We start from the raw sequence: 20,845 nt of genomic DNA on the forward strand, positions 1-20,845 counted from the left end.
TACGCCCTCCAATGCTTATACTCTTGTTACTGAAGTTGATGCATATGGATATGATATCGATTTCAGCAGCTTATAAAATAAAACATCTCGTCTATTAGAATCATAGCTGTTCTAATAGAGGAGATACTTTATTGTGGCTGACAAACACATCAACCGATGCATTTGTCAGCTGTTAACACTTCTACTTACGGGATTCTTCCCATGCTTTTCTGGATTGCTCAAGGACTTCTTCCCATGTGATATTGCCAGCGATATATTCTTGTACCGCAACTCCAAACGCATCCTCAGTCCAGCCTATTGGCGCTCCTAAGAATACCCAGCCTAACGTTTTTTCTGCTTTTACATATTCATAGATTTCTTGAGAGATTGGATCCGCAATTTCAAGATCTTCATACCCTTTGTAGGCAGGGATGAACTTAAATTTCTCAGTTACAAACTTCTTACCTGTTTCAGAAGTGTACATCCAATCAAGAAAATCTTTACTAGCTTGTACTACTTCATCTTCTGATTCTTTATTGACTACCCAGTAGTTCGGTACGCCTACTGGAATTCCTTCATAACCTTCTACAGGAATCGGAAGAAGGCCTACATTGTTCTGCGCGAATTCTTCATCCATTGAAGCAATCGTGTTATACACCCAATTTCCTTGTTGAATCATGGCTACTTTACCAAGCGAGAAGTATTCTTCGACTTGCTGAGAGTAATCAAGACTCAGTGTTGGCTGAATAGAGTAGTTATTCTGCAGATCTAAGAACCGTTTCATTTGGTCAGCCATTTCGAATTTAATTGTATCTGCTTCATAAGCATCCATCACACTATGATTAAATTCTTCAGCTATATAAGCATTGGCAAGGTGGTTCCCAATTACCCACTTCTCTTTAGCCGGGAAGGCGAATGGTGCCTTGATACCGAGTTCTTTTTTATTACTATCCAGTTTTTTGACAGCGGCCTCAAGATCGTCCATTGTCTTAATTTCATCTGGATTAATTCCTGCTTCTTCAAAGACCTTCTTATTGTAAAGCAAGCCATATCCTTCCTGATTATACGGAAGTCCTAGAATCTTGCCATCTTTTTTAACACTTGTAAGCGTGCCATCAAGGGCAGCTTCTGCAGCTTTTGTATCTGACAGGTCAGCTAAATACTTTTCGTATTGCTGCACATCAGTTGGTCCGCCAATATTGAAAATGTCTGGCTCTTCACCAGAAGAGAAAGATGTTTTCAGGGCAGCACCGTAGTCATTTCCGCCCCCTACTGTTTTAACATTGATGTTTACATCAGGGTTTTCTTCTTCATACATAGAGACAAGCTCTTCAAATTGCTCTTTAAACTCAACTTTAAACTGAAATACATCTACAGTTACTGCATCCTCAGAAGATTCACTAGCACTCTCATCTCCTGATGAAAATGAGCACCCTGTTAATGCAATACTCGATGCCAGCAACGCGGAAGCAATTCCCGTGTAAAACTTTTTCCCCTTCATGTAACCCACTCCCTAGATTGGTTTTTTACTAATGAATGAATGCGCTTCCATATCCACCTAAAAAAATAATGGTTCGATCGCTTCCAAAGCGCATACGTTTGCACTTTGAATTGTAAAGCGTTTCCATATGTAAAATGGAAAGTAATAATAATACGTTAATAATATCAGATACATTGAGTGAATACGTTTGCACAAATTCATTAAACAAATCATATCACGGGTTGTCCGATATGGCAACATGAATTTTCAGAACTCTTTAAAATCTGTTGTTTCATTGGTTTTGTGCCTTCTCTCTAATTTTAAACATAAAAAATTCCCCCAGTTTCAGACATTTTAGAAGTCTACAAACAGGGGAACTATTTTCAAGGTGAAGGGATCTAATTATAGGAAACTAGCCAATCCCTGTAGCCGCTCCATAAAATCCAGCACAAAGGCTTGAACAATGAAATAAGTGAGTAACATAGTAACAGCACTTGTACCAATACTCCAATAAACATTTCTGGTCTCAAATTGGCTGCTTAATCCATGATGATAGACTGCAATAGCCGGTAATATAAATACAGTAAATACAAGCGAAATATTCAATGAAACAAGCGTGAAACCAATTGAACCGCTAAGCCCAAACAGAATCGCTATAACGTTTAAAGCTGTAAACGGCACCATGAGCCCGCCGTATTGGGCAACTACTTCTGGGAAAGAAAGGTTAATATTCATCATTTTCAAGACTAGAAATACCGTAACAGTAGCTGCAGTAATAAATAAAAAGACAAAGAGAAAGATAGGCGCTGCTACCTTGAAAAATGGGAGTGATTGCTGGATATTCACTTCACCCATAAAGGATCCGAATCCGCCTATTGTTACTTTATATAACTTATTGACCAGAAAATACAAACTCAACATAAACGCCAAAATATAAATAGCCATTGTTACGAGACTTGAAACAAATTGCCTCTCCGTTAAGTTAAAAGCAGTCGACGGTCTTTTAAGCATCTGCAAGGCATTTCTTCCAAACTGGGCGGAGAGCTGTTTTGCTTTTGCCATATTGTCAGTTTGCGGCTGTACAACCGTCACGGCGGCATGAGCTTGCTGTTGTTCTTGTAGTCGTGAGGACCCCTCTGGCTGCGGTACAGACTCCTCCGATATTTTTACTCCACAAACCCTACAAAAATTCCCGGATTCTTGTTCATGACTACAATTTGAACAAATCATTCTATCACTCTTCCTTTCCACTACTTAAAGTTGTTTCGGTTCGTTTCATGGATATTAACTTTTTAAATTTGATAACGGTCTTCCCTTGGAATAATCGTAATAAATGAGACAGCACCTTCAACGCTTGAGCCTAGTCATTCGCGCCTGCAACTGAATTTCACTAGTAGCAGAATCTACCTTAATTTCCTCCTCCATAGTGACTTCGCCTTATAAATTGAAAAACCTCATACTTAACATTAGTATGAGGTTTCATCTTATATATACTTTGGTTTTAGACGTTGAATGCTTATATACAGTAAATAAGATACCAAGAATAAGTAAGGGGTGAAAAGTAGCCCCCAAAGTAAATTTTCCCTGATTACGCTGAAACCGGCATAATCAACCAGTCGGTTTGTTATATCCATAACCGCTGTATGGATCACGTAAATTCCTACTGTATTTTTGCCAACTTTGTTAATGGTCGACTCTTTCCCTATATGGGGCAGTCTCAGGATGAACATGAATAAAGATAACGATACGAAAATGGTTGAAATAAAATAATTCCCGCCGCTTCCACCAAGTTCGTGAGCCGTGATGTGTCTTTCAAGGAATTGCAGAACTGAAAGGCCTATAAACACCAGTCCCCATACCCATGGCTTCCATTGATGGGAGAACTTTATAAAGTAGGTCTGATACTTACCAATTGTGCCACCAAGTGTTACATAAAAAACCCCAAAGAATGTTCCATCTCGAGATTCAAAGCTAAGATTATAAATTCCTGAGTACGATTGATCAAACAAACCAATGACATATAATATAAAGCTGATCACTAGTAACAGTCTGATTTTATCAAAATAGTAAAAAAGAGCAAAAATAATCATGGCCCAAATCGCCGCCGGTAAATACCAAAGGTGGTACTGCGTGTGGCCTGCTCCATAATAAAAAATATCCAACGTTAAAAAGGTGCTGATATATTCAATAATCGGTTCACTCGAGAATCCCTTTTCAACGATCACTATGACTAAGTCATACATAAAGAAAAACAGGAACCAAGCAGCGTACAAATTAATTAAAGTAGAGATATACTTAGGAAAATAATGTCCGCCCTTTCGTTCGACCTGGTTCACCACTAAATACCCGGCCACCATAAAGAAGAATGGTACTCCAAAGCGGGCAAATGTATCAATAAAGAAGTCAATTCGCTCACCGTTGATTCCGAGGAAATCCACTTCCTTAAAGGAATGGGAATGAATATAAACAATAAAAAACATAGCGATAAATTTAATAAAATCGATGGTTGAAACTCGTTTCATAACAAAAACCTCACTTTAAAAACGCTGCTAGTGAGATATCTATTCGTTCTCAATATTCTGTTGGTGAGCGGCGTAACGAAAATGAAACAGAATTGAAAAACCCCTGATAGATGATCCTATCAGGGGGAGTGTCATTTTCCAGTTTCATAAAGTTTTGATAGTGAGAAACCGCGGCCGAGGATTTCCGACGCATTGAGGAAAACAATAAACGAAGTGGGTTCCTTCTCTTGGAGAGCTTTTTTCAAATAGATAGCTTCCTCCTGTTCAACAACACACAGGATCATAGTTTTCTCTGTATTGGAATGACCTCCAACCGTCCTTATTTTTGTTAATCCGCGGTCAATTTCATTTTTAATAATCGACTGAATTAACTCTTCCTTCTCAGATATAATGAGAACGAGCTTCGATGGTGATGTTTGCAACTGAACAAAGTCAATCACCTTACTCGTTACATATATTGACATCATTGCGAATAGGGCGAGCTCCAGATTAAATACAATAGCGGAAGTGATGACAACGAAACCATCCACAATTAACTGAGAAAATCCACTCGATAGTCCGGTGTACTTTTTCAAAGCCTGGGCAATCATGGCTGTTCCACCTGTTGATCCTTTTCCTCGATAAACCGTACCCAGTCCGACACCTAACAGAATCCCGCCATAAATCGCGGCCAGCAGGGGATTATCAATTTTGAAGGGAATGTCAGCACTAAGCCATATGATAAAAGGTACAAATAATGTTCCTACTAACGTCTTTAAACTGAAATCCTTTCCAAGTAAAATAACCCCTAAAATAAACAATGGAATATTGATGGCCCATTGAACGTACGCTGGGTTGAACTTGTACAATTCATATAAGATGGTACTGATTCCAGACACACCGCCTGAAGCAAGCTTCGCCGGTAACAGGAACATATTATACGATAAGCCAACGAAAGCTGAACCGATAATAATATAACAATATTCAATGAATAGCTTTAATTGTGGTGAACGTTGTGTCATCTTACCTCATCCTTTCTTCGACGAACTCCACTATTCTAACATAAAATTCGGTAAATCTCTTATCCCTGTTCTTGCCTTGAACGTCCGCCATTAATACACACTTCGCTTTCCGCGGGTGACCCGTGAGTCTCCTCGAACTTTTGTGCTACGGTGGCAAACTTTTGCACTGTTGATGCAGGAGTCTACGCGTGTATCAACGGCTCCCAGCATTTGCTTAAATTCTCTTTGATAAACAACAGAAGTATGAGGATTAGCTTGCGCCAGCTAGGTGAAGGAGGGTTTTTTCGAATACGTAAGGGCTAGTACTGCGAGACTCCTTGTGGAAAAATGGGCAATCCGAGACCCCGGAGTGTGGGTTTCACGAGCAAGCTAAGCTCGGGCAACATAAACGAGGAAGTTCGATGTTGGCACAAAAAAGCTTGTAGAGAAAAAAGAAGTTTCTCTACAAGCTGAATCCATCTTTTTGGATGGCTCACAAAGGCGATTATAATATCACTGCTGCAATGATTCCGAAGATGAATAGTGGAATATTGTAATGCAGAAAGGTTGGTACACATGTTTCCCAAATATGATGGTGCTTGCCGTCTGCATTCAAACCGGATGTTGGCCCGAGTGTACTGTCTGAAGCAGGGGACCCGGCATCACCTAACGCCCCTGCTGTACCGATTAAGGCAGCCGTAGCCATTGGTGAGAATCCCGCTGCCATACAAATAGGTACATATAATGCAGCAATGACTGGGATCGTACCAAATGAGGAACCAATCCCCATGGTGATTAATAACCCTACGAAAAGCATCACGATGGCAATCAATAAATGCGATCCATTCAGAAGTCCTTCCGTTTGATCGACAAGTGACTGCACTGAACCTGTTTCTTTTAAAATAGTGGCATAACCTGACGCAATCAGCATGACAAAGGCTATCATTCCCATCATTCCAATCCCATCCTGAACAACTTGCTCACCTTGATAAAATTTAACAACCCTGGTCACAAACATAACGATAATTCCTGCAAGTGCTCCAATTACGAGGGAATCTGTATAAAGCTGAAGACCCAGAGCTACTAAAATAGCGAGAATCGTCATCCAATGCTGTAATCCCCATGAAACCTCTTTTCGATGAAAGACGTCTTCCGGAATATTTTCATCATCAGCGATTTTCGGATCATCCTTCCCGTCCCGGCTAACCCGATCCTTGCGATATGTAATAAGTAAGGCGATTAATAAACCAACAATCATGGCTGCTCCCGGGAACAGCATAGCCATGGTCACTTTGTTTAGAGCAATTTTCATTCCATTTGCGGCCATTTCATCACGAATGATCCCTTGAAAGATCAAGCCGAACCCTGCAGGAATCATAATATAAGGAGCCTTCAAACCAAATGTCAACGCCGATGCCACAGCTCGTCTGTCCAGTTTTATCCGATCAAATAAAGAGAGCAAAGGCGGAATTAAGATCGGGATAAAGGCGATATGGACGGGAATGACATTTTGAGAAAGACAAGCGAGCCCAGCGATCGTAAAAACGAGCATCAATTTTCGGTGTCCAATCACCTTGAGCATCTTGTTGACCAAAATGCTCGTGATCCCTGACAGTCCAATCATGACCGCGAATATGCCCAGTAAAATGTAACTGAGTGCTGTATTCGACTGATTTCCCATACCTGAAACCACAACAGCTACCGAATCCGATACACTCATCCCCGAGACCAGACCAGCTGTTATGGCTGCAATTAAGATGGCAAAAATAACATTGATCCGTACTAAGCTTAGAACTACCATAACGATAACACTTATAATCACAGCATTTGTGAACATCTAATTCCCCCTCTGCATTTCGATTACATATTAACTAGATATCGTCTTATGTTGGATCGTCCAATCATATTGATCACGGCTCAACCATGTCGCAAGGGCTTCTATATCTTTTGAATACGCACGATCTTCGATTATGGTCGGAACCACCTTTCTTCCTCTGGCAAATAGATTTTGAACAGAAATAGAAGCTAAGGAAGATCCGCGATACTCAAGGGCTTGCATCGCACAAATCATTTCAATGGAAACCACTTTTTGTGCATTGACAATGATTTGATGGGCATGCCTCGCCCCAATCGTACCCATGCTAACATGGTCTTCCTGATTGGCAGATGACGGAATTGAGTCTACACTTGCCGGGTGAGCCAGTGTTTTATTTTCCGATACGAGCGACGCAGCAACATACTGCATTATCATGGCTCCTGATTGAAGACCTGGATCAGGGCTTAAGAATCCAGGCAGATCATTAAGCTGTGGGTTTACGAGCCGCTCCACACGTCGTTCAGAAATATTGGCTATTTCCGCTACAGCAATTTTTAGAAAATCCATTGCAAGGGCAATCGGCTGGCCATGAAAATTCCCACCAGATACGATGGTTTTTCCATCATCAAAAATGAGTGGGTTGTCGGTGGCAGCATTCATTTCAATCTCCAGTTTTTCTTTCACATAGGCAAGACTTTGTCTCGAAGCCCCGTGAACTTGAGGAATGCAGCGAAGGGAATAGGCATCTTGCACGCGTTTTTCACCCTGGTGGGTGATAAGTTTGCTGTCACTAGTAATCGCACGTATTCTTTCAGCTACTTCCATTTGTTCAGGATACCCGCGAGCCTCATGAATAGCTGGATGAAAGGCATCGATAATTCCTTGTAGTGATTCCAACGTCATGGCAGCGATCCAGTCAATTTGGTCGATTAATCGTTCTGCGGCAAGATAATTGATCACTCCCATCGCCGTCATCGCCTGTGTGCCGTTAATAAGGGCGAGTCCTTCTTTTGCTTTTAAGGTCAATGGTTCATAGCCCAACAGGTGATAGACCTCTTTCGTGGATCTGATTTTACCACGATAGTGAACTTCTCCCTCTCCTACGAGCACCAGGGCCAGATGGGAAAGTGGAGCAAGATCTCCTGAAGCTCCGAGCGATCCTTGACTGGGAATGACAGGAAAAATATTCTCGTTGGCGAGATCACGCAAACGTTCCACCACACATGGTCGAACTCCAGAGAATCCTTTCAGTAGAGCATTCATCCTTAATACAATCATTGCTTTACTCACTACATTGGGAAACGCTTCTCCTACCCCGCAGGCATGTGATCGAATCAAATGCAGTTGCAGCTCATCAACATCCTTATCCTTAATACGAACATCACTAAACTTTCCGAAGCCCGTGTTAATTCCATATACGGTGTCCCCGCTTTCGACAATTCTCTCTACGGCTTCTCTGCTTTTCCGTACTTTTTCCATGCTATCTGGATTAATGGCTACGAACTCATCGTCGTAAATAATGCCTTTCATTTGCTGTAGTGTTAAATCTGAACCATTTAGTTGAATCAATTTCATTACTCCTTTCAGTCTTAAAAAAAAGAGACGGCAATGGCATACGAAATACCATTGCCGCCTCCTCATAACTCATGACTATAGGCAGCTGTTACCCTATGTGATTAATCCCTAGTCCGAATGTTTCATGCTCGAGACCTTTTACTGGTGCGCCAATTGTTCCGTAAAAAGCGACAGCCAGCCATTCTCCTTCATCCAATTGCTCATAGGGAGAGCCTCGGACAATCGCAAACCGTAAGCCTACTGTCCGCATCATATCTCCTGCGCCAAGTTGCCCGCGCATGACCCCTTCGAGCGCTTCTAAAATCGCGTGATACAAAGCATGTGTTTCTCGGTATAATTCATCAGAGATAATTTGACTGCGTTTCGCGGCTGTTTCTACCGCTGAAATCACCTTCTGCATATTCATCGAGCCTGCTCTTCCCTGACAGTACTCCACATCTTTCAGCTGTGAAGTAAATGGCTCTAACTCTGCTGGTGTTAAGGAAACGACCAGCATGGCTAACTTTCCAATCGGAATCTTCTGCGTCATTCACTTCACCTAATTCAACGTAAGAATCAACTACTAACTATTAGCTATTTAAATTGTAAACGCTTTCTAAATTATCTGTCAATAGTTATTTGGTAAATTTTATCATATTATCATGCTGATGAAGCAGCGTAATAAAGGAAAGCAAAGAAATCTGGATAAAACTACCACCTCAGGTCATCCAATTTATGGATGACCTGAGGTGGTAGTTATTGTAATTTATAAGTTTTTTTCGATTTTCTGTTGTGCTGCATATTCTTCCAAGGCCATATTTTTCGTCGCAAGACTGACGAATACATAGGCGATAAACGATAAGGCAATCGGTAAAACGACGCTATGCATCCCAAATGGTGTTGGGAAGAATTGCTGAATCACAATATAGGAAATGACTCCAACAGCCATTGAGGATAGTGCGCCATATTTATTACCCTTTTTCCAATATAACCCCATCACAACAGGCCAGATAAACGTTGCTTCCAACCCGCCAAAGGCAAACAGATTAAGCCATATCAGGAGATCTGGGGGATTTAAAGCCATTAAGAGCACGAGGACTCCCAGCAGTGATGTCACCCCTAAACTTAACGTTTTCACTCTTTTGGGAGAAGCATCAGGCTTGATGTAATTGACATAAACATCCTTAACGACAGAGGAACTGACTAGAAGCAGTAATGAATCAACTGTTGACATTATAGCTGCCATTGGTGCAGCTAAGACGACACCTGCCAGCCATGGAGGCAACACTTCTAAGGCAATCAACGGCATCACTTTATCGCCTACCTCAATCCCCGGCAGAATTGGTCTTGCGAATACTCCGATTAAATGCATATTCAACATAATAAATCCAACGACAATCGTTCCAATAATTAAGGCCCGATGCATGGCTTTCGAGCTTTTATAGGACATTGCCCGTACAGTAACTTGAGGCAGCCCGACTACTGCTACGCCTACAAGAATCCAGAAAGAAGAAACATAAGTAGGTGTCAAACTACCTTCTGCTCCAAACGGTGTAATTAAATTTGGATTCTCTGCAGCTAATCCTTGTATAATATCAGGAATACCTCCACCCGCGATAATCGTAGCGACGAGAAGAATCAGTGTTCCTCCAAACATCACAACTCCTTGGACCGCATCTGTTAACGCCACCGCCCGGAAACCGCCGATCACCACATAAACGAGGACAGATAAGGCAAATATGAATAATGCCGTATGGTAAGGCAAACCTGTTAATGACTCGATTAATCGAGCACCGCCTACCCATTGAGCAGCCATCGCTGAGAATAGAAAAATAATGATGCTGACTGCTGCGATCAGAACGACCCATTTACTTTGATAACGTCCCTTTAAATAATCAGTCAAAGTCACCGCGTTATATCTTCGTGACATGATAGCAAACTTTTTCCCTAAAATCATCAGTACAAAATAGCCGGTAACCACTTGGGACATGGCAAGCAAGACCCAGCCTAATCCTTCTGTATAAGCTACCCCGGGTCCTCCTATAAAACTACTTGCACTCCCATATGTAGCTGTCATGGTCATCGCTAAAATAAATCCACCCAACTCACGTCCACCCAGGAAGTATTCTTCTAAGAAGTCATGATTGGATTTCCTTAAGGATCCGCTAGCTATGAACCCAACTAGAAAAATCAGGATTAAAAAAATGATCAATGGTACAATCACAGCTTCATTCATGACTCATTTCCTCTGTCTTTCTCTTCTTCAAATGGTACGTCCACGAAAAAGAATTTTACAACTACTATTACGAGAGCCACGATAAGTATGAATCCTACTACACAACTATAAAAAAACCACGCTGGCAATCCTAGTACAAAATGATAGTTTTCCGGGGATTTGCTGCCTAGTCCGTACGCAAAACCATACCACCAAACAAAGTTAATCACTGCTAACGCAATACCAATTAAAGCCTCGCGATTTGCTATGGTAAAACGATAGTCTTTATTCTTTCCAGACATGTCTCATCCTCCATACCGATATGTTTACCTTAGTGTACCAGATTTGTTTGCCCTCTCAACAAGGAAACTGTTTATTCTACAATTTTTTACTGCTGTCGAAACCCTGTGCCCCAATCGTGTTATTCACCTATACAAGACGAATGCATACATTACATTATAAAGTGAGATCAGGATTGAATAATGGATTCAAAGGAGTGTTAAAATGCCAGGAAAAGTTATTCATTATTTTGCCGGCGATTATACAGCTAAAGGCTTTTATCCTTTATATGATTTTAGTTTTCAGGGACTTGATCAAGTTTTTATGCTCCAGGGCTTACCTTATACAGGAAAAGTTGACGTGATGAAGAAGTTGCTGAAGGAATGGGAAGAAAAGGATTTCAATGTAGAAGCCATTCACACTTCGACTGACAATCAGGGATTGGACGGCATTATTATTCCTCAATTAAAAATAGGAATTTATGGTGCAGAAACCCCATTACTAAACTTCGATTTAGATCATGTCGAGTATATCAATATGAATGCAGCGATTAACTTTGATCAATTAAAGGATCAGAAAGACCAGATTTTATCATTAAAAAATAAAATAAAAAAAGCTCGTCTTGAAGCCGTTAATTCATTTAAAAAAGGGCTTGAGATACATGACGAGTTAGAGGAAATCTACATTGATGAAATGAATTTTGCAAAAGCTGACCAGTTAACAAATGACTTAATTAACCACCTCTTTACCACTAAAAGCACTTCTGATACCAATCCTGTAGTGAAGCGACGCTTCTTTGGTGCCTCCACTCCAGAAGGGGTAACGGATTATATTCCAAACTTAACCGAAGATTTAAATAAACGATATTTCATTAAAGGCCGCGCAGGTACAGGCAAGTCTACAATTCTTAAAAAAATAGCTGCTGCCGGTGAAAACCTCGGATATGACGTGGAAATTTACCATTGTGGGTTTGATCCTGTCAGTTTAGACATGGTGATTGTTCGCGAATTAGGATTTTGTATTTTTGACAGTACCGATCCACATGAATACTTCCCTGAACGTGAAAGTGATGAAATCGTCGATGTGTACGCCGAAGCCGTTACACCTGGCACTGATGAAAAATATGCGGATGAAATTAGCAACCTTACACGTGGGTATAAGTCTTATATGAAGGAAGGAGTCGCTTTCTTGAAGGAAGCAAAACAACACGACGATGAACTTGCCTCTATTTATCAAGATGCTGTAGACACATCAGTACTAGATAGCCTGTTTGAATCGATTCAAATGGAGATCGGGAAAAAATGAAAACTTTAAAATAAAAGTTGATGCTGTAACAAAGAAAATGGCCGATATGATCCAATATAGTCGCTTAAAACGGCACTTTTTTAACACCAAGTGGTGACTTTTATAAAACTTGAAAACGTGCTAGAACCAATGAGGTTCTTGCACGTTTTTTTGCCTATTCAACTAAATTTTGTTACTTTTGCAGTAATCGAGTCATTTGACGGTCTGCCAAAGTGTAAATTTGAATAATTTAATTATTGAACTAATAAAACAGGAGGTAATTTATGCAATGAAACAGGAAGTTGGCGGTCTAGTCCTAAGACTGACGTTAGGGGTTATTTTCTTTTTTCACGGATTCGCAAAGTTTCAAGGTGGTATTGAAAATACGGTAGGCATGTTTGCTGATCTAGGCTTACCAGGTTTTCTTGCCTATGTTGTGGCTTTCACAGAACTCATTGGAGGAGTTGCTTTAATCCTTGGGTTAGGAACACGAATTGTATCCGCACTGCTTGCCATCATTATGGTGGTAGCTATTATTAAAGTAAAGCTGGCAAATGGATTACTTGGTGGCGGACAAGCAGCTGGCTTTGAATTTGACCTTGCGCTATTCGCCATGTCTATTTATCTTCTGTTAAATGGTAACAAACTATGGGCAGTCGATCAGATTTTATCAAGAGAGTCAGACGTACAAAAATCTGCAGCTTAAATTATCATAGCATTTAGTAAAAATCATGCATTGAGTTACTGACTAGCAGACTTTTATAAAAACTCGCTTCTTTATCGATATAAAAAGACCGGGGTTTACACCCGGTCTTTTTATATCCTTTCTAGCATGCGCTGAAGTGCCTGTTCAGCATCTATCGCAATCTCTTTATCTACTTCTATTAAATTAGTTGGCTCTCCTTGCGCGATGGACTCAAGCGACCAGGCCAAATGAGGCAGGTCAATTCGGTTCATGGTCAAACACGGGCACATGTTAGGATTTAAAGAAATAATGTGCTGGTCCGGATGCTCCTTAATAATTCGATTAACGAGATTCATCTCAGTACCGATCGCCCATGAACTGCCTGGTGGTGATTGTTCAATCGTTTTGATGATATGGTTGGTAGAACCAGCATCGTCAGACAACGCTACGACTTCCCGGCGACACTCAGGATGAACGATAATGTTCATATCAGGATTTTGTTCCCGAACTTGCCATACATTAGCAACCGTGAAGTTTTCATGAACCGAGCAATGACCTTTCCACAAGATGACTTTGACATCATCGAAATCCCCTTCATAGACTAGCTCTTCTTTTATAGGATCCCACACAGCCATATCATCCAGTGAAATACCGAGATCGTAAGCTGTATTTCGACCAAGGTGCTGGTCAGGCAAAAACAAGATCCGCTCTTTTTGAGTGAACGCCCATTGAATCATTTGCTTCGCGTTCGATGAGGTAACAGTAGCTCCTCCGTGTTTTCCAACAAACGCTTTAATCGCAGCCGTTGAATTGACATAAGTTAAAGGAAGAATCGTGTCATCGAAATCCTTCATAAGTCGTTCCCATGCCTTTTCTGTTTGAGTGAAATTCGCCATATCAGCCATCGTACAGCCTGCCCGCATATCTGGCAGGTACACCTTCTGATCATCTCTTGTCAAAATATCAGCTGTTTCCGCCATAAAATGAACCCCGCAAAACACGATGGCTTCCGCTTCATGTTGAGATGCCGAAATTTGAGCGAGCTTTAAGGAGTCACCGCGGACATCGGCAAATTCTATAACTTCATCTTTTTGATAATGATGTCCAGGTAAAAACAGACGCGTCCCCATTTGCACTTTAACTTGCTGAACACGTTCACTCAGCTCTTTGTTGTCCATCTCCAAATATCTTTCTGGTATTGTCGGTGATGAACTTTCCAGTGTTTCAAAAATATTCATTGCTCAATCCTCCCCTTATCTGACTCCACATTGACGCTTATATCCAGTGCAGGCACAGAATGTGTTAAGCACCCTAACGAAATATAATCAACCCCACAGTCGCTATATCTTGAAAGGTCCTGCACCGCAATCCCCCCCGAAGACTCTGTCGTAATATGGTCAGGAACAAGCTCTACGAATCTATGAATCTCTTCCACACTGCAATTATCGAACATGATACAATCTGCTCCTGCTTCGACAGCTTCAAGCACCTGAGACTCCGTTTCGGTCTCAACCTCAATTTTCACCATGTGGCCCGTCTTAGAGCGAACCTTTTCCACTGCCCTGGTAATAGATCCTGCAAAACTAATATGGTTGTCTTTAATCATCACCGCATCGTATAAACCGTTTCTATGATTAAATCCGCCGCCAGTTCGAACAGCATATTTTTCGAACATACGAAGGCCGGGTGTCGTCTTTCGTGTATCACAAATCCTCGTATGATCACTATTAAGTCTAGAAACGGCTTCACGTGTAAAGGTAGCAATCCCACTCATTCGCTGGATCAGATTCAGGATTACGCGCTCCCCTTTTAATAGACTAGCCCATTTTCCCTGAGCCACGGCGATCGTTTCACCTTTCTTTATCCAGTCACCCTCTGCTTTCAGTAGATTCACCTTAACCGTTGGGTCCAGTAATCGGTAGCCGGCCAAAATGATAGTCGTTCCACACAGCACTCCTGACTGTTTTGCTTCAAACACAACGCTTCCTTCATGGCTGTCCTCAAATAAATAATCACTCGTCACATCTTGATCACCTATGTCTTCAATGAAAAAATGCTCCAAGGCCCGTTTAAGCTTGAACTGATTCATTTGCGATCCTCTTTTCTAATGTCTTTGTTAGATGATGTTTCTCCCATGCCTTATTTTCAATTGGAAAATCGCTTCTGTAATGACCTCCTCGACTCTCCGTGCGTTCTAAAGCAGCTGTAGTAATCAGCCAGGAAGTTTGCAGCATGGAAACGACCTCCCATTGAGTTTTAGTAAGATGACTGAAATCGGCTGCCACCCACTTATCAATCTCAAACGAATCAATCCAACTGAGTTGATCCTTAAGAGAGTCTTCGTTACGAACAATCCCCACCCGGTTCATCATTGTTCTCTGAATCTCTTCCTTCACAGGCAGCTTCAGGGGAGGTGGGCTTGAAGGATCAGCTGGCGTTGGTATTCCTGGAAAAAAAGGAAGCCGGTCCTGTACCGACAAATGCTGAGCTAACCGTCGCCCATACACTAACCCTTCCAGCAAAGAATTACTGGCCAGGCGATTAGCTCCATGTACTCCCGTGCAAGCCACCTCCCCGATCGCATAGAGACCAGGAACATTCGTTCTGCCTACATGGTCCGTTTCCACACCACCCATCAGAAAGTGACATCCTGGAGCAACAGGTATTTTCTCTTTCACCCCAAATTGGGTACACAATCTTGCTGCCGATGGAAACTTTCGGTCAAAATTAGCAATAGATGAAACATCTAAATAAACCGGACGGCCCTTCTCTATCGAATTAAAAATGGTTTGGGCGACGATATGTCTGGGCGCCAAATCACGAGAAGGGTGAACACCGTCCATCAAATAGCTGCCCCCTTCATCCACCAGCCGCGCCCCTGCTCCGCGAACAGCTTCCGAAATCAACCCCTGTGCTTTTCCATCATTGAACAGCAGTGTAGGATGGAATTGCACGTATTCCATATCCTTCACTGTAGCTCCCGCCCAGTAGGCTAACGCAATCCCGTCTCCTGTCACCTCTTGGGCATTTGACGTAAATGAATAAAGCTGACCACAGCCTCCTGTTGCCAAAACCACATGGGGAGCCAGGATGTTGTACACGTCTCCGCCCTTCGATTTACTTCTCACTCCGTAACAAGAACCATCCTTCTGAATGAGCAGCTCATATACCGATTCCTCTTCAAATATTTGAATATTAGACCGCAAATTTTTTACCAGACTCTCAACAATCTTACGCCCTGTCTGATCACCGCCACCATGAATAATTCGAGCATGGCGATGTGCTCCTTCTCTTCCCAGTTGAAGGTTTCCTTCCTCGTCATAGTCAAACTGACATTTCCAGTACATTAACTCTTGAATGATACCTGGTGCTTCTTCAGTAAGTTGCCAGACAGCCCGGTGACTATTCACATTTCTTCCCGCTTCAATTGTATCTTGATAATGCGAAGCAGGATGATCGTTCTCTCCTAGTGCAGCCGCAATCCCTCCTTGAGCCAAGAAAGAATTACTTTGCTGCATTTTTGACTTTGTGAGAATAATCACATGCGAGTGCCTGGAAATATGTACGGCAAGCTGCAAGGCGGCGATCCCGCTTCCTACAATGATGACATCCGCTTTCCGCAAATCATCCATCTCCTTATTTACATATGTATTGACACATATCTTTACATATATTTTAATGGAATACAAGGGATTTGTTAAGGGGGATCATCAATTATGAAGTATTTTGACTATGCAGCCACTTGCCCAATGAACGAGGAAGCTTTACAAACCTACATAAAAGCTTCTCAAGAATACTTCGGCAATACCCGCAGTGTTCATGATGCAGGATCAAAAGCTGATGGATTAGCAGAACATTGTCGAAAAAGGTTAGCGGAATTATTGAATGTTCGTGCGGAGGGAATTACCTTTACGAGCGGTGGTACAGAAAGTAACCTGTTAGCTTTATACGCTCTCGCCCATGCCGAGAGGGGCAAGCATATAGTAATCTCTGCAGGTGAACACTCCTCGATTCATAACATAACGGCAAAGCTGGTTGAGGAAGAAGGATACGAAGTCAGTAAAGTGGGATTGACTAAGGAAGGAGCAATAGATGTACAAGAACTAGAGCAGGTGGTCCGAAAAGACACCGTATTCGTCTCAATCCAGCACGTTAATTCGGATATCGGAACGATCCAGCCGCTTGAATCTATTTCTGAGATTTGCAAGGAAAATCGAGTGTTCTTGCATAGTGATTGTGTGCAATCTTTTGGAAAAATAGATCTTAGTCAAGTCGCTTCATTAGTCGATAGTTTTTCGATTTCCAGCCATAAAATCTACGGCCCAAAAGGTGTGGGTGCTTTGTACATACGTCCTTCCATTTCGTTCACTCCTTTTTTGCCGGACGTGTCTCACGAGAGCGGCGTCCGACAGGGTACCCTGAACACTCCAGGTATTGCAGCTTTCACAACATCCGCAGAAATAAGTGTCACGAATATGGAGAACAATCAGCAGCAAATCACGACATTAAAGAAGGAGTTTTTAAATGCCTTAGATGATATGGGGGATTCTGTAAAAGTGGTAGGTTCAGGGTTGGAGTCCTCTGTCCCAGTAGTCGGTCTTTGCATCCAGGAAACCGACGGTCAACACGTGATGCTCGAGGGAAATAGGCGTGGTTACTTTTTTTCAACAGGAAGCGCATGTCAAGTAGGAAACAACGGCGCTCCGAAAACATTGCTGTCGATGGGGGTTACTGAAGAGGAAGCGAAAACTTTCATACGGATATCGTTTGGCGTTGATCAATCAGTGGATGATGCGATCGGACTGGCGAATTGTCTTAAGGAAGTGATCGCGAGCGGAAGAAAGTTGTATGAGAATGATGCGGTTTGTGGAGATAACGACCTAGCGTAAGTTTCGATTTGAATGTTGATTTTCTAGACTGAAAGCCCTCGCACATAAGTTTATGCGAGGGCTTTCTACATTCTTTATACCAAAGTTTTTTCCTGTTGAAAATTCGGCAGCATTTCGCCGTGGGCCTCAATAAGGTCATCACAGAGGGAGACGATATCATCGATAGATAACTCCGAAGCTGTGTGTGGGTCGAGCATTGCAGCATGATAAATATGTTCCCGATTTCCAGTCATTGCAGCTTCTATCGTTAACAGCTGGGTGTTAATATTGGTTCGATTTAAGGCGGCCAACTGTTCGGGAAGATCTCCCACATAACATGGATTCACTCCGTTTCGATCAACAAGACACGGCACTTCGACAACGGAATTTGCAGGTAAATTACTGATTAACCCTCCTGTGTTAAGTACATTGCCGTGAATTCTAAACGGTTTATCTGTTTCCATAGCCTCAATAATATAAGAAGCATACTCGTGAGTGCGTTCATGGGTGAGATTTTGATTGTTAACAACATCTTCCCTCATTTTCTCCCATTTCTCAATTTGTTCTTCACAACGGCGTGGATATTCATCAAGAGGAATATTGAACTTCTTAATTAGGTCAGGGTAATTGTTTTTTATAAAATACGGATGATATTCCGCATTATGCTCTGATGATTCCGTTACATAATATCCAAATCGATTCATTAATTCAAAACGAATCATATCTTCGTGTTTTTCTTGTTGTTTAGCCACTGCACGTTTTTTAATTTCCGGATACAAATCTCTCCCATCCTTAGACACCTCAAGCAGCCAGGCAAGGTGATTAATTCCGGCGATCTTCCATTGAACTCCTTCCGTATCCATGTTAAGAGACTTAAACAGATCTGGAATGGCAGCTTGGACACTGTGGCACAACCCTACTGTTTTAATACCTGTATACCGCAGCATCGCACCTGTTAACGAAGCCATTGGGTTTGTGTAATTTAAGAACCACGCATCCGGGCAAACTTCCTTCATGTCTTTTGCGAAATCCAGCATAACAGGGATGGTACGAAGTGATCGGAAAATTCCGCCTACCCCAACTGTGTCACCGATTGTTTGACGAAGGCCGTATTTTTTCGGAATCTCAAAGTCGATCACAGTACTAGGCTTATACCCTCCGACTTGAATGGCATTCACGACATATTTCGCGTCTCTTAACGCCTCTTTACGATCCGTATAGGATTTCACAGTAACATCGCTGCCAAGACTCTTCTTCAAGTTATTCAACATATTCTCGGAATCTTTTAATCGTTGTAGGTCAATATCATAGAGAGCAAATTCAAACCCTTGAATACTTGGTGTTAACATGCAATCTCCTAGAACATTTTTTGCAAAAATTGTACTCCCTGCACCTAGAAATGTAATTTTCGACATAAACACTCTCCTAACTATATAAAAAGTTGTTATCCTTTAACAGATCCTGAAGATAGACCTGCCACAAAGTATTTTTGTAAAAAGAGAAACAGAATCGTCATCGGCAGCATTGACATAATGGCGGCCGCTGCGACTAAGTTAAGATTGCTTTGATTCTGTCCAAAAAAGCTTGCTAAAGCAACTGTTAATGTTTGAACACTTTCATCTTGCAGGAAGAATATCGCAAATTGATAGTCATTCCAGATAAATACACAGGAAATGATTAATACGGTCGCAGTAATCGGTTTTAACAACGGAAAAACTACTTTAAAGAATATCTTTAATGTACTTGCACCGTCGATTTTCGCCGCTTCCTCAAGCTCTTTAGGAATAGTAGAGCGAATAAACCCGGCATAAAGGAAAATCGTTAACGGCAAGAATGCTGCCATATTGTTTAGAATTGCTATCTCATGTGTATTCATCATTCCCATATCGACGACCATTTTGTACAAAGGAACGAGTGCTGTTAGTGGGGGAACGATCATGATGGCAATAAACAAAAAGTAGACGAATTTGTTCAATCGTGTATTCATTCTTGCTAACGGGTAGGCTGCTAGTGATCCGAACACAATCAATAACAGGGCTGCACCTGCTGTAATAATGGTTGTGTTAATAAACGCATTGCCCAGGCTTGCTTGTTCCCATGCTTTCATAAAATTTTCAATATGAATCGAGCTTGGCAGTACCCATTTAGAACTGAAATCATTGCTAGCTTTCAGCGATGTTGTAATTAATATATAAAAGGGGATGAGATGAAACAACGTTACGATAAGGGCCACGACTGTGAAAAATCTTCTGGATTTTTTCTCCTTATTCTTCATCAAGCATCAACCTCCTTGCGTTTAAAGTAAACTAGAGCAAGCAGGCTGAAGACTAAAGTAATAAACGCCATTAACACACCTTGTGTGGCTGCGTAGCCCGCATCTTGTCTGCTGAAATATAAGGAATACATAAATGTTGACATCGACTGCGAAGCATTGCCTGGCCCCCCACCAGTAAGAGCAAGAATAACATCAAATAGTTTCAACCCTCCAATGATATTGAGTATCACATTAATGGTGATGGCGGGCATTAATAAAGGCAGCGTAATATTTTTAAACTTCTGGAACGCCGAAGCACCATCGTTCACAGCAGCTTCGTAATAATCTTTCGATATGCTTTGCAAACCTGCCAGATAGATAATCATCGCTATACCTACAAATTGATAGGTATTCACAAAAACAATAATCCACGTATTTACGTCAGGGTTGCCTAATGCATTGATTTTCTCGAAACCAAATAACATCAACACATCGTTCAATGCTCCTCCCTGATAAGCAAAAAAGAAATACCAAATATATCCCATCACAAGTGGACTGATAATGACAGGAAGGTAAATAATTGTTCGGGTTAATGACTTTAATCGAATGCTTTTATTAAGCAACAGGGCATATAAAAGCCCGATCACATTTTGAAAAATTGTACTTCCGATTCCATAAAGTAAAGTGTTTTTTACCACCAGCCATGTATTAGGATCCAGGAACATACGCTTATATTGCTCAAGACCTACCCAATTTTTAGTTTGAGAAAATCCATTCCAATCTGTGAAAGAAATACGGATTCCATTTAAAAAAGGGTAGATGATAAACACACTGACTACGACTAAGGCCGGAAGATACATCCACCAAAGGGATCTTTGCCGCCGTTTTTTCCGGGGCTTGGCCTCCTCTTGCCGAGCAATAGCACGTTG

The 20,845-nt window shown here is 41.6% G+C and carries 18 protein-coding genes; 3 read left to right on the forward strand and 15 right to left on the reverse strand.

What is annotated here, in order from left to right; genetic code table 11:
• Nucleotides 1-181: 181 nt before the first annotated feature.
• The 9 genes from P9989_RS16085 to P9989_RS16125 all read right to left on the reverse strand — a co-directional run bounded on the left by P9989_RS16085 (nt 182) and on the right by P9989_RS16125 (nt 10,848).
• Entirely contained in the window at nt 182-1,480 is a 1,299-nt protein-coding gene (locus P9989_RS16085) for an ABC transporter substrate-binding protein (RefSeq protein ID WP_283075882.1), read from the reverse strand.
• A gap of 381 nt (nt 1,481-1,861) precedes the next feature.
• Entirely contained in the window at nt 1,862-2,689 is an 828-nt protein-coding gene (locus P9989_RS16090) for a CHY zinc finger protein (RefSeq protein ID WP_283075883.1), read from the reverse strand.
• Nucleotides 2,690-2,943: 254 nt separating this feature from the next.
• Nucleotides 2,944-3,981, reverse strand: coding sequence for an acyltransferase (locus P9989_RS16095; protein ID WP_283075884.1), 1,038 nt, complete (start codon nt 3,979-3,981; stop codon nt 2,944-2,946).
• Nucleotides 3,982-4,112: 131 nt separating this feature from the next.
• Nucleotides 4,113-4,982 (reverse strand): YitT family protein, encoded by an 870-nt coding sequence (locus P9989_RS16100; protein WP_283075885.1) that lies wholly within the window; start codon nt 4,980-4,982, stop codon nt 4,113-4,115.
• Nucleotides 4,983-5,466: 484 nt separating this feature from the next.
• Complete coding sequence (locus P9989_RS16105) at nt 5,467-6,798, reverse strand: Na+/H+ antiporter family protein (protein ID WP_283075886.1); 1,332 nt, start codon at nt 6,796-6,798, stop codon at nt 5,467-5,469.
• A 30-nt stretch (nt 6,799-6,828) separates the two neighbouring features.
• Complete coding sequence (gene hutH, locus P9989_RS16110) at nt 6,829-8,346, reverse strand: histidine ammonia-lyase (protein WP_283075887.1); 1,518 nt, start codon at nt 8,344-8,346, stop codon at nt 6,829-6,831.
• Between the two features lie 94 nt (nt 8,347-8,440).
• Nucleotides 8,441-8,881 carry a histidine utilization transcription antiterminator HutP gene (gene hutP, locus P9989_RS16115; RefSeq protein WP_390304849.1) on the reverse strand — a complete coding sequence of 147 codons (441 nt, stop codon included), beginning with the start codon at nt 8,879-8,881 and terminating at the stop codon, nt 8,441-8,443.
• A 216-nt stretch (nt 8,882-9,097) separates the two neighbouring features.
• The gene (gene panF / locus P9989_RS16120; RefSeq protein ID WP_283075888.1) at nt 9,098-10,567 is read right to left on the reverse strand and encodes a sodium/pantothenate symporter; all 1,470 of its coding nucleotides are present in this window, start codon (nt 10,565-10,567) and stop codon (nt 9,098-9,100) included.
• Nucleotides 10,564-10,848, reverse strand: a complete 285-nt coding sequence (locus P9989_RS16125) for a YhdT family protein (protein ID WP_283075889.1) — start codon at nt 10,846-10,848, stop codon at nt 10,564-10,566. The genes panF and P9989_RS16125 overlap by 4 nt, the downstream gene beginning before the upstream one ends.
• 202 nt (nt 10,849-11,050) lie before the next feature.
• On the opposite strand from P9989_RS16125, the gene P9989_RS16130 reads away from it, so the two are divergent.
• Both P9989_RS16130 and P9989_RS16135 read left to right on the forward strand, forming a co-directional pair.
• Nucleotides 11,051-12,130, forward strand: coding sequence for a PRK06851 family protein (locus P9989_RS16130; protein ID WP_283075890.1), 1,080 nt, complete (start codon nt 11,051-11,053; stop codon nt 12,128-12,130).
• A gap of 268 nt (nt 12,131-12,398) precedes the next feature.
• Nucleotides 12,399-12,815, forward strand: coding sequence for a DoxX family protein (locus tag P9989_RS16135; RefSeq protein ID WP_283075891.1), 417 nt, complete (start codon nt 12,399-12,401; stop codon nt 12,813-12,815).
• Between the two features lie 110 nt (nt 12,816-12,925).
• On the opposite strand, the gene nadA is transcribed toward P9989_RS16135, so the two are convergent.
• Genes nadA through nadB form a run of 3 tightly spaced genes read right to left on the reverse strand, consistent with a single transcriptional unit; the run spans nt 12,926 to nt 16,426 of the window.
• Nucleotides 12,926-14,032, reverse strand: a complete 1,107-nt coding sequence (gene nadA, locus P9989_RS16140; RefSeq protein WP_283075892.1) for a quinolinate synthase NadA — start codon at nt 14,030-14,032, stop codon at nt 12,926-12,928.
• Nucleotides 14,029-14,883: a carboxylating nicotinate-nucleotide diphosphorylase gene (nadC, locus tag P9989_RS16145; RefSeq protein ID WP_283075893.1), complete on the reverse strand. Its 855-nt coding sequence runs from the start codon at nt 14,881-14,883 to the stop codon at nt 14,029-14,031. The genes nadA and nadC overlap by 4 nt, the downstream gene beginning before the upstream one ends.
• Nucleotides 14,864-16,426 (reverse strand): L-aspartate oxidase, encoded by a 1,563-nt coding sequence (gene nadB / locus P9989_RS16150; RefSeq protein ID WP_283075894.1) that lies wholly within the window; start codon nt 16,424-16,426, stop codon nt 14,864-14,866. The genes nadC and nadB overlap by 20 nt, the downstream gene beginning before the upstream one ends.
• Nucleotides 16,427-16,510: 84 nt before the next feature.
• Here nadB and P9989_RS16155 point away from each other — a divergent pair, with 84 nt between their 5' ends.
• Nucleotides 16,511-17,683, forward strand: a complete 1,173-nt coding sequence (locus tag P9989_RS16155; RefSeq protein WP_283075895.1) for an IscS subfamily cysteine desulfurase — start codon at nt 16,511-16,513, stop codon at nt 17,681-17,683.
• 74 nt (nt 17,684-17,757) lie between these two features.
• On the opposite strand, the gene melA is transcribed toward P9989_RS16155, so the two are convergent.
• From melA to P9989_RS16170, 3 genes are read right to left on the reverse strand one after another with little or no spacing between them, the layout of a single operon-like run.
• Nucleotides 17,758-19,077, reverse strand: coding sequence for an alpha-glucosidase/alpha-galactosidase (gene melA / locus P9989_RS16160; RefSeq protein WP_283075896.1), 1,320 nt, complete (start codon nt 19,075-19,077; stop codon nt 17,758-17,760).
• Between the two features lie 29 nt (nt 19,078-19,106).
• Complete coding sequence (locus tag P9989_RS16165; protein WP_283078952.1) at nt 19,107-19,937, reverse strand: carbohydrate ABC transporter permease; 831 nt, start codon at nt 19,935-19,937, stop codon at nt 19,107-19,109.
• Nucleotides 19,937-20,776 (reverse strand): carbohydrate ABC transporter permease, encoded by an 840-nt coding sequence (locus tag P9989_RS16170; protein WP_390305006.1) that lies wholly within the window; start codon nt 20,774-20,776, stop codon nt 19,937-19,939. Before P9989_RS16170 ends, P9989_RS16165 begins: the two co-directional genes overlap by 1 nt.
• Between the last annotated feature and the right edge of the window lie 69 nt (nt 20,777-20,845).

The organism is Halobacillus naozhouensis (genome assembly GCF_029714185.1).
Lineage (GTDB): Bacteria > Bacillota > Bacilli > Bacillales > Halobacillaceae > Halobacillus_A > Halobacillus_A naozhouensis.

Coding starts and splice junctions, on each gene's coding strand:
- nadA (WP_283075892.1), bottom strand. CDS start 14,032: ATGAATATTTTTGAAACACTGGAAAGTTCATCACCGACAATACCAGAA.
- P9989_RS16095 (WP_283075884.1), bottom strand. CDS start 3,981: ATGAAACGAGTTTCAACCATCGATTTTATTAAATTTATCGCTATGTTT.
- panF (WP_283075888.1), bottom strand. CDS start 10,567: ATGAATGAAGCTGTGATTGTACCATTGATCATTTTTTTAATCCTGATT.
- P9989_RS16125 (WP_283075889.1), bottom strand. CDS start 10,848: ATGTCTGGAAAGAATAAAGACTATCGTTTTACCATAGCAAATCGCGAG.
- P9989_RS16105 (WP_283075886.1), bottom strand. CDS start 6,798: ATGTTCACAAATGCTGTGATTATAAGTGTTATCGTTATGGTAGTTCTA.
- hutP (WP_390304849.1), bottom strand. CDS start 8,881: ATGACGCAGAAGATTCCGATTGGAAAGTTAGCCATGCTGGTCGTTTCC.
- P9989_RS16165 (WP_283078952.1), bottom strand. CDS start 19,937: ATGAAGAATAAGGAGAAAAAATCCAGAAGATTTTTCACAGTCGTGGCC.
- P9989_RS16135 (WP_283075891.1), top strand. CDS start 12,399: ATGAAACAGGAAGTTGGCGGTCTAGTCCTAAGACTGACGTTAGGGGTT.
- nadC (WP_283075893.1), bottom strand. CDS start 14,883: ATGAATCAGTTCAAGCTTAAACGGGCCTTGGAGCATTTTTTCATTGAA.
- melA (WP_283075896.1), bottom strand. CDS start 19,077: ATGTCGAAAATTACATTTCTAGGTGCAGGGAGTACAATTTTTGCAAAA.
- P9989_RS16100 (WP_283075885.1), bottom strand. CDS start 4,982: ATGACACAACGTTCACCACAATTAAAGCTATTCATTGAATATTGTTAT.
- P9989_RS16085 (WP_283075882.1), bottom strand. CDS start 1,480: ATGAAGGGGAAAAAGTTTTACACGGGAATTGCTTCCGCGTTGCTGGCA.
- P9989_RS16090 (WP_283075883.1), bottom strand. CDS start 2,689: ATGATTTGTTCAAATTGTAGTCATGAACAAGAATCCGGGAATTTTTGT.
- P9989_RS16155 (WP_283075895.1), top strand. CDS start 16,511: ATGAAGTATTTTGACTATGCAGCCACTTGCCCAATGAACGAGGAAGCT.
- P9989_RS16170 (WP_390305006.1), bottom strand. CDS start 20,776: ATGTATCTTCCGGCCTTAGTCGTAGTCAGTGTGTTTATCATCTACCCT.
- nadB (WP_283075894.1), bottom strand. CDS start 16,426: ATGGATGATTTGCGGAAAGCGGATGTCATCATTGTAGGAAGCGGGATC.
- P9989_RS16130 (WP_283075890.1), top strand. CDS start 11,051: ATGCCAGGAAAAGTTATTCATTATTTTGCCGGCGATTATACAGCTAAA.